General features: G+C 69.1%; 12 protein-coding genes and 1 pseudogene. 6 read left to right on the top strand and 7 right to left on the bottom strand.

Going from position 1 to position 14,960, the window contains the following annotated elements:
* Positions 1-9: 9 nt before the first annotated feature.
* Entirely contained in the window at positions 10-456 is a 447-nt protein-coding gene (locus FV230_RS05315; RefSeq protein WP_147841554.1) for a cupin domain-containing protein, read from the top strand.
* Between the two features lie 432 nt (positions 457-888).
* Complete coding sequence (locus FV230_RS05310; protein WP_147841553.1) at positions 889-2,193, top strand: glycosyltransferase; 1,305 nt, start codon at positions 889-891, stop codon at positions 2,191-2,193.
* Between the two features lie 354 nt (positions 2,194-2,547).
* On the opposite strand, the gene FV230_RS05305 is transcribed toward FV230_RS05310, so the two are convergent.
* The 3 genes from FV230_RS05305 to FV230_RS05290 all read right to left on the bottom strand — a co-directional run bounded on the left by FV230_RS05305 (position 2,548) and on the right by FV230_RS05290 (position 5,966).
* A complete protein-coding gene (locus FV230_RS05305; protein WP_147841552.1) occupies positions 2,548-3,255 on the bottom strand; it encodes a phytochelatin synthase family protein in 708 nt (235 codons plus the stop codon).
* Between the two features lie 39 nt (positions 3,256-3,294).
* Positions 3,295-4,221 carry an adenylate/guanylate cyclase domain-containing protein gene (locus tag FV230_RS05300; protein WP_147841551.1) on the bottom strand — a complete coding sequence of 309 codons (927 nt, stop codon included), beginning with the start codon at positions 4,219-4,221 and terminating at the stop codon, positions 3,295-3,297.
* A gap of 506 nt (positions 4,222-4,727) precedes the next feature.
* Positions 4,728-5,966: a cytochrome P450 gene (locus FV230_RS05290; protein ID WP_147841550.1), complete on the bottom strand. Its 1,239-nt coding sequence runs from the start codon at positions 5,964-5,966 to the stop codon at positions 4,728-4,730.
* A gap of 227 nt (positions 5,967-6,193) precedes the next feature.
* Between FV230_RS05290 and FV230_RS05285 the strand changes: the two genes are divergently transcribed.
* Entirely contained in the window at positions 6,194-6,430 is a 237-nt protein-coding gene (locus FV230_RS05285; protein ID WP_147841549.1) for a hypothetical protein, read from the top strand.
* A gap of 81 nt (positions 6,431-6,511) precedes the next feature.
* On the opposite strand, the gene FV230_RS05280 is transcribed toward FV230_RS05285, so the two are convergent.
* The 4 genes and pseudogenes from FV230_RS05280 to FV230_RS05270 form a co-directional block, all read right to left on the bottom strand.
* Entirely contained in the window at positions 6,512-7,369 is an 858-nt protein-coding gene (locus tag FV230_RS05280) for an alpha/beta hydrolase (protein ID WP_147841548.1), read from the bottom strand.
* Positions 7,366-8,160, bottom strand: coding sequence for an MFS transporter (locus FV230_RS30550; RefSeq protein ID WP_348642123.1), 795 nt, complete (start codon positions 8,158-8,160; stop codon positions 7,366-7,368). The genes FV230_RS05280 and FV230_RS30550 overlap by 4 nt, the downstream gene beginning before the upstream one ends.
* 82 nt (positions 8,161-8,242) lie before the next feature.
* A pseudogene (locus FV230_RS30545) lies at positions 8,243-8,521 on the bottom strand (MFS transporter); the annotation flags it as partial.
* A 104-nt stretch (positions 8,522-8,625) separates the two neighbouring features.
* Positions 8,626-9,864, bottom strand: a complete 1,239-nt coding sequence (locus tag FV230_RS05270; RefSeq protein WP_147841547.1) for a nucleotide disphospho-sugar-binding domain-containing protein — start codon at positions 9,862-9,864, stop codon at positions 8,626-8,628.
* 820 nt (positions 9,865-10,684) lie between these two features.
* Here FV230_RS05270 and FV230_RS05265 point away from each other — a divergent pair.
* The 3 genes from FV230_RS05265 to FV230_RS05255 are packed head-to-tail and all read left to right on the top strand — an operon-like array spanning position 10,685 to position 14,930.
* Positions 10,685-11,446, top strand: a complete 762-nt coding sequence (locus FV230_RS05265; RefSeq protein ID WP_147841567.1) for a response regulator — start codon at positions 10,685-10,687, stop codon at positions 11,444-11,446.
* A gap of 2 nt (positions 11,447-11,448) precedes the next feature.
* A complete protein-coding gene (locus FV230_RS05260; protein ID WP_246694747.1) occupies positions 11,449-12,444 on the top strand; it encodes a cytochrome c peroxidase in 996 nt (331 codons plus the stop codon).
* Positions 12,441-14,930, top strand: coding sequence for a two-component system VirA-like sensor kinase (locus FV230_RS05255; protein WP_147841546.1), 2,490 nt, complete (start codon positions 12,441-12,443; stop codon positions 14,928-14,930). Before FV230_RS05260 ends, FV230_RS05255 begins: the two co-directional genes overlap by 4 nt.
* The last annotated feature ends 30 nt before the right edge of the window (positions 14,931-14,960 follow it).

The raw sequence follows: 14,960 nt of genomic DNA, 5'->3' as shown, positions 1-14,960 counted from the left end.
GACGTTCACATGGCCGAAGCTCTCTGGTTTGCCACTGCCCGCCTGACCATCCATTTGTCGCAGAAAGACAATGCCGACCGTCTCTCGCTGATCGAGCACCATATGTCAGAAGGCTTTGCCGTCCCGCTTCATGTCCATCATGACGAGGATGAAAGCTTCTACATCCTGCAGGGTGAAGTCCGCATGCAGATCGACAATGAGGTTCGCCGGCTGGCACCGGGCGACGCGTTGACGGTCTCGGGTGGGACCCCGCACTCGTTCCGTATCGTTTCGCCAGAGGCCCGGCTCCTCTCGATGACGACGGGTCGGTTCGAGGCGATGATCCGCAGGCTAGCCCGACCTGCACAAAACGAAGGCCTACCGCTACAAGCCGAGCCGACCGACGAGGAGGTCGCGGCGGTGGTCGCAGCCTGCGCTGCGCACGGCATTGAGTTCCAGGGACCTGCGGTCGCTTGAGGCGCCGGGTGGCAGCTTTTAAAAATCCCCCTTCCAAAAGCTGCCAGTCTCAAAACCCCTCATCACAGTCGTCCAGACAGGCGATCTGAAACGACGGGATCTGGCCGAACGTGGCTTGTCCGCTTCGAAGCAGAAACGCAGAGAAGCGGACGGCACACCCTCGACACCATGCGATGAGGACAAGGCATCTCCTGCTATTTTGAAGGGCGCACGAATCCTGGGAGAAACACCAGAGCCGACGCGAAGCAGCGGCGAATGCTCGGTCGTCCGACATTACGCCCGTAACCTTATCGCCGACAGGCGAAACGCTGCGGTCATGCGCAAGGCGCAGACACCCGGTCAGGAGCGTAGACCGTCGTTCACCACCGAGCACGGAACAGTGCAGCGCGTACGACCGACCAGTACCTGCTTTGTCGCCGTCACGGGTCATCCATGAAAATCCTCTTTGCCGCTACGCCGGCCGCCGGCCACCTGAATCCGCTGCTAGCCATCGCGCGCATGGCCTTGGCGCGCGGCGACGAGGCGCTGGTGACCACGGCCGGGTACCTACGCCCGTCCGTCGAGAAGTCCGGTGCCCGCTTCCTGCCCCTCGCCGCCGGCGCTGACATCGACTTCACGCGGATCGAGGACGTGTTGCCCGAGCGCGCAAGTCTACCCCCGGGCCCGGAGCAGCTCCGCTACAATTTCGAGCGTATCTTCCTCGACCCGATGCCGCCGCAGACCGAGACGCTGCGTAAAATCATCGCGTCCGAACGTCCCGACATCATCGTCGTCGACGATCTGTTCTTCGGCGCGACGGCCCTGTTCCTGGACGAGGGGACGCCCCGGCCACCGATCGTCGCCTGCAGCATCACGATCATGGTGGCCGACAGGCCGGACGGGGCCCCGACGATGATCGGGTTGCCGCCGGCGTGCGACGAGGCTGCACGCGCGACGTACGCGGCCATTGCAATCGCAGCCGAACGTGTATTCGGTGCGCCGGTCCGCGCCTACGCGGATGCCAAGCTCGCCGGGATGGGCTTGCCGCCATTGCCGTGCTCGGTGCTGCATTCGCGCCATCTCATGGCCGATGCCTTCCTTCAGACGACCGTACCGGCGTTCGAGTACGATTTCGGAGGCTTGCCCGACCACGTCCGGTTCGTCGGCGCACTGCCCCCTCCGCCTCAGCGGGACGCCGCCTTGCCGGACTGGTGGGGCGAACTCGACGGGTCCAAGCAAGTCGTGCTCGTGACCCAGGGGACAATCGCCAACGCCGATCTCGGCGAACTGATCGAGCCGACCCTAGCGGCGCTCTGCACGCGCGACGATCTGCTGGTGCTCGTCACCACCGGCTTCCGACCGATCGGGAACGTGCGCGGACCGATCCCAAAGAACGCTCGTCTTGCCGAGTTCCTCGATTTCGCGGTGCTCCTGCCGAAGGTCGACGTGCTGGTCACCAATGGCGGTTACGGGACTGTGCAGCTGGCTCTTCAAGCCGGCGTACCGATCGTGGCAGCGGGGCGCACCGAGGACAAGGCCGAGGTTGGCGCCCGGGTGGCGTGGTCGGGCGTCGGCATCGAGATCCCGTCGCAGCGGCCTGAGGCTCGAGACCTGCGCGCGGCGGTCGATCGGGTCCTGACCGAGCCGTCCTTCACCGAGCGCGCGCGGGCGATCGCGGCGGATATGGCGGCTATCGATACGCCGGCTGCGATTCTCGGAACGCTGGACCGCCTCGTCGCCGAATCCAGCGCGGCCTGATCCGTTCCGAGATCCCGGGCGACGCGAGCCATCGTCTCATGGCCTGACAGAGGCGCGCCAGCTACGCCGAGACGACCTTCGAAGGGCCGTGAGCCGGCCAGAGCCGGGCCGTCGGCCGTACGGGCCCCGCCACCCCGGCGTGGGGCCCGCCCCACGAATCGATGGCGTTACGGTTGCATGGTCGGCGACGGGCCGCCCCGTTTCCCCGAATGCTGACCGGGCGCGCCCAGAGGCAACCGCGGTAGATCCATCGGAAGTCTCCCGTCGACCGTCCTCCAGAGCGCTTGCAGCGACGGTTTTGACGCCAGCCCTCGACCGGTGCGCCCCAGCCTCAATGCCGGGTCGTATCGACGATCAGCAAGCCGCGCGTGTTGCCCGAAGTGCTATCGCGCGTCGCGACGGCGCGCCAAAGGCTCTCGCTGTGATCAGGAAGGGCCGGTAGTCGCCGTTGACGTCGCCGACGAAGACCAAGTCCGCATCCGGCAGATATCCGAGGATCGGAGAGAAATGCCCGGCGCCGCGGCCGAACAAGGGGCCGCGATGGAAGTTGACGATTAGTCGCCTGTCGGGATCGTTGCCAATCTTCATTAGATCGCGGAATGCCGGCAATGTGAGACCGCGCACAACATGGACCGGGCGATCGAGCCGCCTTCGTATCAGGTCGGCCAACTCGTCCAGCGTTAGCCCGTTTACGAGCACACCGAACCAGGGTTGGAACGCCGTCCCCCGGAGCACGTCGGCTTGCGAGAAATCGACGCCGAGGGAGCGGAGCAGGTTCGCCACCGTGGCGGGACCACAGAAGCTCGGATTGCTCTGGTACTCGTAAGGCCGTCTCCGGTACGCCGCCGCTACCGGAAGAGCCCAAGCCCGCGCCAGCAGCGCAGGATCATGGAAGTCCGGCCGCGTCTCGATCGACGTGACGGACGCGTAGGCGTTCGGCCTGAGGAGGCGCGGATTGACGCCGGCCACGCTGGCCAAACCGGCCAGAAGAACGGCCGATCCGAGGAAGGCGGCCAGACGGCACTTCCAGACCCGGCCTCGACGAACCTGTTCGCCCATCATGCGGATGAATCCCGGTCCCTTTAAGATTGCACCCGGCCGCTATGGGGCCAGAGCGATGGCGAACAGGCGCAGGACGACACGTGCGCCGCGCACGGGCTGGACGGCGACGATCCGCGCCTCGCCGGACGTCGCGGATCGAACCACGGCTTCCGAGGCGACGCAGTCGCAGGCCGTCGTGCGGGTCATCTGCTCCAGGCGGCGCGCCACGTTGACGGTATCGCCCACCGCGGTGAACTCGACGCGCTCCGCCCCGATGGTGCCGACGAAAACCGGGCCGCGGTGAAGGCCAACCCCAATGCGGACCGGCGGCAGACCCGCCCTCGCCCGCTCACAACTCCAGGCCAGCATAGTGGCAGCCAGAGAGCGGGCCGCTACGACGGCGCGATCCGTATCTTCGGGTGCCGCGCGCGGCACGCCGAAGACGGCCATGACCTCGTCGCCGACGAATTTGTCGACGAGGCCGCCCGCCGCCTCGATCGCCCTCGCCGCGCGCCGGCGGAATTCGGCGAGGAACGCCGCGACTTCGCCCGGCGATAGGGTTTCACAGAGTCCGGTGAAGTCGCGGATGTCGGCGAACAGCACCGTCGCCTCCTGCTCCCAGCCGGTGCGCAGAGTCACGGCATCGGTTTCGGCCACCAGCCGAGCGACTGCCGGCGCCGCCAGACGCGCGAGGTTGTCCCGGTGTCGGGTCACGATCCGCGCGGTGGAGCGCACGTGCTGCACCTGCAGTGCGAGCAACGTGAGGGCGAGCCCGGCGAGGCTGAGGGCGATGGACTCCGACCCGGTCGCGGAGGCGAACCCCATCAGCAGCGGCGCTGGCGCCGCGGCGAGGAGCGCGTTGCCACAGGCTGCTGCTGCGCGGCGGCGGACAGCCTGCGCCAGCTCGACCGCACGGTGCGGCCGATCGAGCCAGGAAGCCGGGTCCGCCCCCACGGCGCCGACGTCAGAGAGGATTATTTCCGACATCAGCAGCCCGAGCAGATGCGGTTGATGATGCGTTGCGCCCGGAGGTGCTCGCGCTCGACCGTAGGTGAGCGGAGGTCCCGGATCGTTCGGTACGGGGGCGCGAGCGGCCGTCCGGTGGGGCTCGGCACGTCGGGCTGGGCGAAACGCGGGACTGGTTGTGACCGCACTGCGGTCGGGACCATAAGGGTCAAGAGAAGGGCTCCCGCCGCCGCGCGTGCCAAAGTTTTTGTCCGCCGTAAAATCATGATCGCCTGCTCCGGTGTGCGGAGCTTCATGACTAAGTTTCTGGAATTGCGCCGCGATTTCGGAAAACCGGAAAGATATGACGGTGGAAATGGAGATAACTGTTCCGATTATTCGTGGTGTCGGCCGGACGATTTGATCTTCCGCCGGAGGCAGTCTGTGCATATTCGAACGGCACCCGGCCCAGCGGGCCGAGTGCCGTTGAGCGCGCCGTGGAACGTCGGCCCGTTCCGCGGAGGCTCCCAAGTTAATCTGGCGCCCGATCAGGCGGCGACCTGCAGCGGACCAATGCGCCGGATGCCGCTGTGGCCATGGAGGACCGGCATCGCGCCCGTCAGGCGCAGGCCCGGAGCAAAACGCATCAGGGCGGCCAGCCCTTCCTCCAACTCGATCCGGGCCAGGGCCTCGCCGATGCACCGGTGTGCGCCTCCGCCGAAGATCGGATGCAGGCGCGGAAGGTCGGTACGGCGGATGTCGAACGTGTCCGCGTCCTGAAAGACCGCCTCGTCTCGCAGCGCCGACAGCGTCGAGAGCATGATCATGCTTCCGGCCGGCACGACGGTTCCGTCAAGATCGATGGCCTCCCGGGCGACCCGCCCCGCGGAGCCGACGCTCGGCTCGTAGCGGAGGGATTCTGCCACAGCTGCCGGTATCAGACCCGGATCGCAGCTCACCGCCGCCCATTGCTCCGGATGCTGCAGCAGCAGTGCCGCCTGCATGGCGCCGGCGACCCGGGTCGTGTCGGTGCCGCCGATGATCATCTGAACGAGTTGGACGACTACCTCGTCGGAGGTGAGATCGCCCGCCGCCTCGGCCTCCGCGAGGAAGCGCGACAGGAAATCGTCCTGCGGTGCCGACCGGCGCGCCTCGAGGATCCCGCGCACGTAGTCGTGTAGCGCGACCGCCGCCGCTTCAAGGTTGGGAATGTCCCCTGGTCCGAAAGTGAAGCTCAGCACCCGAGATACCTCGTAGGCGAGGTGCGTGAAGCGGGGGATGTCCTCATGCGGCAGACCGAGGATGTCGGCGATGGTCTGGGCCGGGATCAACGCGGTGTAACGCGCCACGAGGTCGACCTCCCCGTCCGGCAGCCAGTCCCGGACGAGGCTCTCCGCGGCCGCGCGGATCCGGGGACGCAAGCCTTCGATCATCCGGGCCGCGAAGGTCCGGGTGAAGGGCGAGCGGCGCCGACGATGGGCCGCCCCGTTGGCGGTGAGCATCCCCTGCGCGAAGATGTCGAAGAGTCTGCCCTCCGGGATTCCACGCGTCTCAGGGTAGAGCGTTTCGGTCGCCTGCACGCGCGGATCGCGCATCAGCCGATCGACATCCCCGGCCCGAAGGACGACGAAGCCCGCGACCTCGTGGCCGACGACGGGCAGCCGGGGCCGCCACGTGCGGAATGCCCCGTGCGGATCGGCCTCCAGTTCGGCCACCGTCAGGGTCGGGATGCGTCTGGGAGGCTCGAACGCATCAGCCTGCCAAGTCCGATCTTCGATTTGATTCATCGACATAGCCTCGCTGCCGCTGTGCGCGAGGAGCTTCGAAGGCCGAAGCTACACGATCATGTCAGGCGTGGAGCCGATGGTTACCGTCATAACATGCGGTCCGCCGGGGCGTCCGCTGCGTGCGGAAGGACACGTCCGGTGCGAATCGGACGCGCAAGTCGAATGGCCTGAAATCGTACCGAAACCTTCCGCTTCGAGAACGACTCCGCTTCACGGGAGAGATCCTCATGCAGGCAGAACAAGCGGACCACGACATCTTCGAGATATTGCTGAGGCGCACGATTACCGAGTCCGTGATCAAGGGCCTTGATCACGGGATCTCCGGCGCGACGGACCTCGTCACGCTCTTGCAGCACTACGCGTGGCGGGCCCGCCAGGAGCAGCTGAGCCCCCAGACCCTCCAGGTCATCGCGTCGGCGCGGCGCCTCCTGGGGGACCGGCCGGGAACGCGGCTCGCTTCGTGACATGGACTCGCGGTGCCGGGCGACATCCGCTCTGGATGCCGCCCGGACACACACATTATGCGGCAGGAAGGCGTGCGCTTCCTATCCGCCCACGGCCTTCAGGCCCACGCCCAGGAACCGCTCGATCATCGCGTTGACCTGATCGGCCACCTCGAGCGTGTTGAAATGTCCCGCGAGCAGCGTCTTGGCGGTGACGAGTTGCGGGCAGAGTTCGCGCAGCCGGTCGAGATTCCGCGCCGCCTCGACCAGGGGCACGTCCGCCGAGATGTAGGCCATGGGAATCCGGCAGGCGCGCGCGGCCGGGACGGGATCGTGGTGCAGCACCATGCTCCGCAGCACCGCGTAGGCGACGTGCTGCGGCGTCCGCTGGGTCGGGCCGAGGATGAACGTGTCGAAGAGAGCCTGCCGCCGCGCCGGAGGGTCGTAGTCGCACCCGATCGCCCAGGCCATGTCGCGCACGACACTCCGGTAGTCCGAGCCGCCCACGCCCGCCAGCAGGCCCTCGATCTCGGCGCTGGCAGCCCCGTCGGGCGACGGCAGGACGATCGTGTCGACCATGACGAGGCCGGCGGCGAGGTCGGGATGGCGGCCGCACCGCTCCAGGGCCACCGCGCCGCCGAGGCTGTGACCGATGACGACTGGCCTCGCCAGGCCCAGCGTCCGGCACTGCCACGCGACGTCGTCGGCGAAGCCCTCCATCGTGTAGTCCCCCTCGGGCGCGTCGCTGGCGCCGTGGCCACGCAGGTTGACCGCCACGACGCGGCGCGTCCGCGCGAAATGCGCGATCTGCGGGGTGAAGACGCCGTGATCGCCGGTCCAGCCGTTGATCAGGAGCAGCGGGTGCCCCTGGGGCGTGATGGGTCCGGCCTCGATATGGGCGAGCCGGGTGCCGTCGCGGGTCGGGTGGACGGACTGCCACGGGGGTGGGTCGAAGATCATACGGGTTCTCCGTGTCGCCGGGAGGGGAAGCGGGACGAGGACGGCCGGCCGGCCGGGCGCGCGAGGCCGACGAAGGCCACGCTCGCCGCGAAGCAGCCGCCGAGCATCACGGCGGCCATCGACAGGGCAGAGCGCCCGTCGAAGAGCCGTGCGACGAGATCGCTGGCGACGGCCGCCCCGATCATCTGCAGGCACACCGCGACGGCGCCGGCGGTGCCGGCGGCCTCGGGCGCCGCCTCCGTCGCGCCGTGCATGGCGTTCGGCGAGACGAGGCCGAAGGCGAGGCCCATGCCGGCCATCGCGGCGATCACCGCCTCCCCCGAGGGCGGCCATGCCAGCGCATCGACGAGGAGCATCGCCGCCACGACGGTGGCCCCGGCGAGCCCGGCGCCGATCACCCAGCGGGGGCCAATGCCGCGGGCGGCGAGTCGGCCGTTCAGGGCGGCGCCGCTCATTACCGACAGGGAACTCACCCCAAAGACGAGCCCGTAGGCCGACGGGCTGAACCCGAGGGCGCCGATGAACACCAGCGCGGAGCCCGTGATGTAGGCGAAGACCGCGCCCGCCGCCGCGGCGTTGCGCAGGGCGTGGCTGAGGAAGGCCCGGTTCGCCAGGATCCCGACATAGCCGCCCAGGATCCCGGCCGGCGCCGGACCGGGAGCACGGCGCAGGGTCTCGTCGATCTGCGGGATCGCCGCTAGGGTCACCAGGGCGGCGGCGGCCGGCGCGGCGTGGATCAGGCGCCAGCCCCCGACATCCATCAGGCTGGCCCCCAGCGTCGGGGCAACCATCGGCACGACGTTGAACGGTCAGGACGACGAACGACATCCGGGCGCGCGCCGCCTCGCCGGTGAATAGGTCGCGCACCATCGCGAAGACCGCCATGCCGGGACCGGCCGCGCCGATCCCCTGGACGGCCCGGAACAGCAGGAAATGCGGCAGCGTCCGTGAAGCGGCGCAGCCGATGCTGCCTCCGATCAACAGGAGGCAGCCGCAGACGATCGCCGGCCGGCGTCCGAGCCGGTCCGAGACCGGCCCGTAGACCAGGAGCGCGGCCCCGAGCCCGAGCAGGTAGACGGCCATGGCCGCGCCCATCGCGGCGGTCGGGACGTGCATCGCCGCCGCCGTCTCCGACAGGCTCGGCAGGATCATGTCGATCCCGAAGGTCGGAAGCGCCGCGAGCAGCCCGAGCAGCGCCGAGAAGGTCCGCGAGTCGGGGCGGATGCGGGGCCGCGCCGGCACGGCGGCAATCCCCTTCAGGCCCAAAGCCGGCCTCCGTCGCGGGACGCGGCATCCCGGTGCGCGGCGACCATCGCGCCGATCTCGCGGACGAGCCCGCCCGCCTCAATGTCGGCCCGCACGGCAGCGCCGAGGGTCCCGGCGGCCGTGCGGAAGCTGGGCTCCGCCAGGAGCCGCTGGATCGCGGCCGCGATCTCGTCCGGGCTCACCGCGCCGGGCAGGCGCAGGCCGGCGCCACGCAGCGCGATCCGGGCGGCGTTGTCGGCCTGGTCGCGGGCGAGCGGGATCACCAGCAGCGGCACGCCGTGCAGCAGCGTGCGGCTGACGATGCCGTGGCCGCCCTGGCAAATCACCAAGTCGGCCTCGGTCATGAGGGCGTCGTGGGAGGCGGTCGCCACGACCCGGATGGTGTCGGGGGCGTCCAGGTCCCCGGCCTCCACATTCGGGCCGGTGGTCACGATGGTCTCGGCCTCGACTGTCCCGACGGCGCGCACGATCCGCCGGAGGAGGCCGGTCTGGTTCTGGGCACCGGTGCTGCCGGCGATGAGGATGCGCGGCCGGCCCAACCCAGACCACGCGGTCCGGGCCCCCCGCGACCAGACCGGCTCGTCGAGCAGCGGGCCGATGTAGCGGTAATTGGCGGGGAGCATCGCCGTGTCGAAATCGAAGGTCTGGCTGATCGCCAGCAGGACCCGCTCGGCCCGCTCGAAATGCGCGAAGGCGGTGGCGACCGGCGGGAGCCCGAACGCACGCCGGGCGGCATTGAGCGCCGGCCGGCCGCTCTCCATCGCCGAGACGATCGCGTCGGTCCGAGGCGGCGTCAGGCCGCTCGCGGCGGGGGGCATGCCGGGCAGCGGGCGAATGCTGATATGCGGCGACAGGACGGCGTGCGGGATGCCGGCCACCTCGGCGGCCAGGGCGCTGCCGACCAACAGGTCGATGCTGAGGACCGCGTCGGTCGGGAGGCGACGGATCTCGTCGAGCGTGTCCGCGGCGTAGGCGCCTGCCGGGGCGAACATGGCTTGGCGCAGCCAATCGGCCAGATCCGAGAAGTCGACCGGATCGGCCTTCTGTCCGGTCGGGGCCCGGCGCCACCCGACGAACGGGAAGCCCGCCGCCTCGACCTCGGCGCTCATAGCCGGATCGGCCATGATGCGCGGGCGGTGCCCGGCCCGGTGCAGTTGCCGGGCTGCCGTGAGCACAGGGCTGAGATTGCCCGTGGTTCCCCACGAGATGCACAGGACGTCAAGCGACATGGTCGGTTTCCCAGTTTAATCGCGCGGGAGCGCAGTATTCAGCTCTGATGGGGGCTTTGTCGGCGTGCGGTCGCGGATGCGCGGCTCCGGACCGCTGAACGCCTGCGGCATGCCGGTTCGGGCAAGAGGTTGGCCGGATGAATGGAGATCGACGCTCGACCTAGAGCAGATTTTCTCCGGCTAGATCGTGCAGAAATTCGACGTAATCTGGGTGGATATTGTGGATGCAGCCGCCGAAGGCGAAGCTGACCACCAGAAACTCGAGCCATCCGCCTGCGAGACCGTCGCGGGCTGGTCGACCTGCCGGGGACGAAGCCGAATCGGTCAACGGTTGCCGTCGAGCGGGCGGCCCAGCTAGTTCATGGAGAGACGAGCGGCGCCCAGATTTGAAGAATCGCAAGCCTCTCCGGCGAAGCGTTCGTCGCTCGGTCATCGCGGGATCAGTCATGTTAGCCTCTCGAATTAAGCAATATGACTGTGATGCTCTCCAATTACGCTGCCATGTCGAGCCGCGTATCTTTCTGTTACAACGGTAATGCTCTCCTCTTGAGTTTGCATGCTGAAGCTATGTTCTGCGCGAATGCTCACGCTGTGCCGCCCCGCACAATGTGAAGGGCGCAATCTTTTGGGGGGCGTGATACTAATTCAGCCGTGCAAGGCCCGACGTCCGGACACGCTTTGATAAGCATCCGGGGCGGGCCGGCGACGGATGCGGAGGCCGGCCGGGGATGATTGCCCTGGCTTGGTGAGCTTTCCGATTCCCGAGCCGGCGCGTCGAGATCGTGCCGGCGCGGCAGGCTGCTGCGGGATGGAGTTGGCGATGTTCGAACCCAGTCTGGGCCGGGGCCAGAGTCGAGGCGCGCGGGCCGGTACGACGCGCATCCTGCTGATCGAGGACGATGCGGGCATGCAACGCATCGTGTCGGACCACTTCGCCGACCACGACGTCGACGTCACCCCGGCGACCGACCGGAGGGAGGCGGAGCAACGGCTCGCGGAGGACGTGTTCGACCTCGTGGTGCTGGATCTGCGCCTGGGGTCGGAGAACGGCCTCGACCTGCTGCGCGACCTGCGCGCTAAGAGCGACCTGCCGGTGATCATCACCACCGGCCATCGTCGGGACGAGATCGACCGGGTGATCGGCCTGGAACTCGGTGCGGACGATTACATCGTCAAACCCTACGGCCTGCGCGAGCTGCTGGCGCGGGTCCGGGTCATCCTGAGGCGGGCCGAGGTCGGGCCTCTTCCTGCGCGGGTTCAGGACTCCCATCGCAGCGGCTTCGACGGCTGGGTGCTCGACCGACGCCGCCGGCGCCTGACCGATCCCGCCGGCGCGGACGTCGCCCTCAGCAAGGGCGAGTACGCGCTGCTGGTCGCCTTCCTCGATGCCCCCCAGCGCCCATTGAGCCGCGAGCAGCTCCTGCAGGCCACGCGCGTCCACGAAGACGTGTACGACCGCAGCATCGACGTCCAGATCCTGCGGCTGCGCCGCAAGCTGGAGGCGGATCCGAGCGCGCCGCGCCTGATCGTGACCGAGCGCGGCATCGGCTACGTCTTCGCCGTCCCCGTCGAGAAGCTGTGACCGTGGCGCCGCCGCACTTGTTACGGGTCCCCGGGGAAGCCCTCGCGGCCGCCCTCATCGGCAGCGCTCTGGCCATCCTGCCGCCGGCCGCCGGGGAAGGGCCGCCCGGCCGCCGTCCCCTGCCGGCCGAGGCCGTGGACGCCCAGGACGTCATCACGCCGGTCCCGAGCAGTCTCGGTGCGGATCCGGACCGGGTCGCCCTCGGCCGGATGCTGTTTTCCGATACAAGGCTGTCGCGCAGGGGCGACCGAGCCTGCATCACCTGCCACGACATCCGCACGAATGGCGCCAGCGCGGTCGCCCGGAATGTCACCGTCGACGGCACGCCAATGCCGCGCAACACGCCCACGGCCTTCAACGCGGCGCTGAGCTTCCGCCTGGGCTGGGCGGGCGACATTCCGAGTCTGCCGGACCAGGCCGAGATCGCCCTTACGCAGCCGGAATTCCTGGGCGGATCCTGGCCCAGTATCCTCGCGGTCGTCCGAGGCGATCCAGCGCTCGCTGGCCCGTTCCAGGCGGCATATGGACGGGAAGTCGACCGGGCGGCGGTCATCGACGCGATCAACAGCTTCGAGCGCAGCCTGCTCACCCCGGACAGCCGCTTCGACCGGTGGCTGCGCGGCGACGCCCACGCGCTCACCAAGGCCGAGCGCGCCGGCTACGCTCTGTTCCAGGGCATCGGCTGCGCGGCCTGCCACCAGGGCATCAACGTGGGCGGTAACCTGTTCGAGAAAGTCGGTATCTTCGTCACGATCCCCAACAAGACCGCCGAGGTGCTGCGGGTGCCGAGCCTGCGCAACGTTGCGGTCACGGCGCCTTATTTCGACGACGGCGGCGTCGCCACGCTCCCGGAGGCGGTGCGGCTCATGGCTCGGGCGCAGCTCGGACGGGAGCTGACGCCTGAGCAGGCCGCCGCGATCGTGGCGTTCCTCGGGACCCTGACCGGCTCCTACGAGGGGCGGCCCCTGACGACGGCCGCCGCCGCGCCGCAGCCATGAGGTTGACCGTACAGGCCGCTATCCTCGGCGTGTCGCTGGCCGCGCTGCTCACGTGGCTGATGATTAACGGCAAGGGCGAGATGGATGCCGCCTACGCGCAGACCCAGCGCACCGTCGACGCCATCGCCCTCGCTGAATCCCGGATGCAGCACGACGTGCTCCGGGCGCGGACCGGGCTCCTGCGCAACTACGATCCGATCGTCGCGCACCTCCGGGAGATGCAGGAGGCGTTGACCGGGTTGCAGGCGGCAAGCGGCCCGGACGACGGCGAGATGCGTACCCTGGCCGAGGCGATCATCCGGGAGACGCAGATGGTCGAGCGCTTCAAGACCGGCAATGCCCTTGTCCAGAACTCGATCGCGTATTTCGATTCCCTAAGCGACCGCCTGTCCGAACCGGATATCGATCCCAACCTCGCCCGCGCGATCGCAGCGCTCCAGATCCGGGTCACGGAACTCGCCCGAGATGCAAGTCCCAAGCATCTGGACGACATTTGCGCCCGGCTCGATGCCCTGGCGGCGGGCGCACCTTCGAACCGGGGCGCGGATATCGCCGCCATCGTCCTGCACGGGCGCCAGCTTCTGGAGTTGCTGCCGCAGGTCGACACCGTCACCCGCTCGCTGCCAGACGCATCGAGCGAGGTGGCGCGCCGAGCCCTGCTGGAGGCCCACCGCGCCCTTCGGGATCAGCGGCAGGCCCGTGCGGACGGATTCCGCCTCGCGCTGTACGCGGCCGCGTTGGCCCTTGTGGCCCTAGTGGTGCGGGTCGGTCTGTTGATGCGGGCAGGGACCCTCGTCCTGCGCCGGACGATCGCCTTCCAATCGGTCGTGGCCCAGGCTGCCAACCACTTCTCAGCGAGCCAGCCCGACGAGATCGCATCGCGCATCGTCGACGTCATGGCGATGGTGGGCACGGGGGCCTGCACCGACCATTGCTACATCCTGATACTCGATGGTTCCGACACTGAGCATCTGTGGAACCGACCGGGGCTGCTGGAGCCCCGCGGGTGGCCGCTCGCGCAACGCGTCCTGGTGCCCGACATCATCGCTGCGGCGGAAGACTACATCTTCGTCGAGACGGCGGACGCCATCGGGCCTCCGGCCCTGGTTCGCCCCCTCGCGGAGCGGGGGGTCGCGACGTTCACGTGCGCACGGTTACGACGCGGGGGACGCATCGTCGGCGTGCTGTGCTTCGAGCGCACCGTCAGCGTCCTGCCGCCCTGGATGCGGCACTCGCGCGGGCTCCTGCACGTCGTCGCCGAGAGCTTCGGCGCGGCACTGGAGCGCCAGTTCGTCTGGGAGGAGCGCCGCGAGATCGAGGCGACCCTCCGGCGCGCGCAGCGGCTCGAAGCGATCGGGATCTTCGCCAGCGGCGTGGCCCACAACATCAACAACGTGCTCAACGTCATGCTCGGCCACGCCGAGATCGCCGCGGATGCCCTGCCGGTCGATCCGGGACGGGCGGCTGAGCATATCGGACTGCTGGTCCAGGCGGGCGGCCGGGCCCACGAGATTGCGGGGCAGATCCTCGATTACGGGCGGCGGGGCTGCGCAACGCAGGCCACGAGCGCCGTCGACGCGATCGTGGCCGAGACGGTGGACCTGATCCGCACATCGACCGCCGATCCGACCGCGATCCGCCTGACCGGGACCGCGGACGGCGCGATCGTCGACGGCGAGCCGGCTCAGCTGCAGCAGGTGATTCACAACCTGATCCGCAACGCCATCCAGGCCTCCGAGCCGGGCGCAGCGGTCGACGTTCAGCTCGAACGCGTCCGGTTACCGGGGCGGCGGGTTCTCTCCAACGGCGAGCTGCCTTCCGGCGCCTACGTGCGCATCAGGGTGTCCGATACGGGGCGCGGGATGGACGAGGCCACGTGCGCTCGGATCTTCGAGCCGTTCTTCACCACCCGTCCGGCCGGGACCGGCCTTGGGCTCGCCACAGCCTTCGAGTTCGTTCAGGAACAGGCAGGCGCCTTCGACGTCCGGAGTGCGTCGGGCGTCGGCAGCACGTTCGAGGTGTGGCTGCCCGCACGCCGGGAAGCCGAGCCCGGCATCACGCCCGCCGGCGGTACGGTGATGATCGTCGGAGCCGCCCGCTCCGCGCTGCAGGACGATGAGGAGACCCTCGCGGCCCTGGGTTACGAGCCGATCGGCTACACGGACCCGGACGCGGCGGTGACCGCCTTACGGGCGGAGCCGGGGCGCTTCGACCTGCTGGTCGTCGAGAACCGGCCGTTGGGTTCCCTCGGCCTCGCCTTCGCCCGCCGCGCCGCGCGGATCGTGGATCGTCCCATCGTGCTCTCGCTCTCGGCCACGGACACGGTGCGACCGGAAGTTCTCTCGGCGATCCCGATCGTCGACGTCGTGCACCGGCCTTGGCGTTCGAACGCGCTCGCGCTCACGCTGCGGCGCCACCTGGGATCGGAAGCCCGGAGCGCGCCGCCCCGGCGCGGGGATGTCGGGGAACGAGTGGTGGCGCAGTAACCCGTCATCACGAAGCCCCCGACACGCAGC

This window comes from Methylobacterium sp. WL6, assembly GCF_008040095.1.
Taxonomy (GTDB): domain Bacteria; phylum Pseudomonadota; class Alphaproteobacteria; order Rhizobiales; family Beijerinckiaceae; genus Methylobacterium.
This window is presented reverse-complemented; position numbering and strand designations above follow the sequence as displayed.